This window comes from Streptacidiphilus monticola (assembly GCF_042658505.1).
GTDB lineage: Bacteria > Actinomycetota > Actinomycetes > Streptomycetales > Streptomycetaceae > Streptacidiphilus > Streptacidiphilus monticola.
Window position 1 is genome coordinate 13,460 of the sequence record NZ_JBHSQJ010000133.1, and the last position, 1,720, is coordinate 15,179.

Here is a 1,720-nt window from a genome sequence, read left to right on the forward strand (position 1 = left end):
CCGCCGGTTCAGCCGTTGCCGGCGGTGGCCGTCCCCAGCAGGGCGTCGAGCGCGTAGACGCAGTGGTCCTTGCTGCAGGCGAAGACCCGGCCCTCCGCGGCCACCGGGGAGCCGGCGATCTCGCCCCCGGTGTCCAGCTTCCAGCGCAGCCGACCCGTCGTCAGATCCAGCGTGTGCAGCGAGCGGTCGCGGCTGCCCACGTGCACCAGGCCGCCGTCGGCGGCCGGCGCGCCCGCGAGCTCGCCGCGCGCGGAGTAGCGCCAGCGCTCCTCCCCGAGCGCGGCGTCGAAGGCGTAGAGGGTGTCCCCCGCGCCGACGAGCGCGATGCCGTCCGTGACGACCACCTTGTCCGCGCCTTGGCGCCGCCCGGTCTGCGCCGTCCAGACCACCGCGCCGGTGACCGCGTCGAGCGCGAAGACCGCGCCCAGGTAGTCGGCCACATAGACGAGTTGACCGGCCGTCACGGGCGACGTGAACAGCACGGCCGGCGCGTCGAAGCGCCAGCGCTCCTGCCCGCTGGTCTCGTCCAGCGCCACCACGCCCGCGCCGTTGGCGACGTAGAGCGTGCGGGCGTGCAGCAGCGGGCGTGAGGGCACGTCCTCGCCGACCGGGTGGCTCCACTGGCGCTGACCCGACGTCAGCTCCAGCGAGTGCAGGCGGCCTTCGCCGTAGTAGTAGACGGCGTCGCCGAGGACGGAGGGGCCGCAGGCGGGGTTCTCGTACCGCTGCTGAGCGTCGGCGGCGCTCCACAGTTCGCTGCCGTCGATCGCGGAGCGCACGTGCACGCCGCCGCCGCGGGTGCCCGCGACGAGGACGCCGCCGGCGGCGTCCAGCGAATACGTCCAGCCCGGCAGGACAGCGCGCCAGCGCTCGCTGCCGTCGCCGCCGTGCAGGGTGAACAGGTTCTGTCCGTCGGCGGCGTGCACCCTGCCGTCGGCGTAGACCATGGCCCACGCGACATCCCGGCTCTTGAAGCGGCGGCGGCCGGTGGCGATGTCGAAGGCGTGCACCTCGAAACTGGCGAGGAACAGGGCGCCTTCGGCGACGACCGGCGCACCCCACACGTCGTGCTGCATGCGGAAGCGCCACGGCCGCCACCCGCTCTCCGCCGCGGGCGGGGCGGCGGAGCCGGTGGAAGCCCCGGTGACGACGGGATCGACGGGGGCGGAGCGGGCGCCGCGGCGGACCCAGCCGGTGGCCGCGGGCGCGACGGGCTCCTCGACCGCGGGCGCGACGACCCGCACCCCCGGCCCGATCGGCGTCGCCGCGCCCGCCAGCCGCACCTGCCCGGACGCGGTCTCCCGGGCCCCTCCGCCTTCGGCGGGCCCCGAGCCACCGTGGTACGCCTGCGTACCGGCGACCGCCCCGACCCCGCTGTCCTCGCCTGCGGCGGGGCCGGTGGTTCCCCGGTACGGGCCGTGGCCGGGCAACGCGGGGTCCACCCGTCCGCCGACGGCCCCCGAGTACGCCCCCGCGCCCGCGCCTGCGGCGGGCTGACCCGGTGTCAGCTGCCCGCCGGTAGCGGGATCGGCCCCCGGGCTCCCCGGCGCGCGCCCGGTCGGCCCAGGCTCGGCGGACCGGCCTGCGGCGGGCCCGTCGGTGCCGGGATGACCGCCGCCGGCGTCGGGTCGGCTGCCCTGGCCTCGGCCTCCGGCCGGGCCGGTGGTGCTCGGGTAGGGGCCGTGGCCGGGGTACGCGGGGGCCGGCCCGCCCCCGGCGG

The 1,720-nt window shown here is 77.9% G+C and carries 1 protein-coding gene; it reads right to left on the bottom strand.

The genetic code is table 11. The annotated features are described in order from the left end of the window. Positions 1-8 precede the first annotated feature (8 nt). On the bottom strand, positions 9-1,720 hold a 1,712-nt coding region (locus tag ACFP3V_RS26670), incomplete at its 5' end, for an outer membrane protein assembly factor BamB family protein (RefSeq protein ID WP_380588553.1).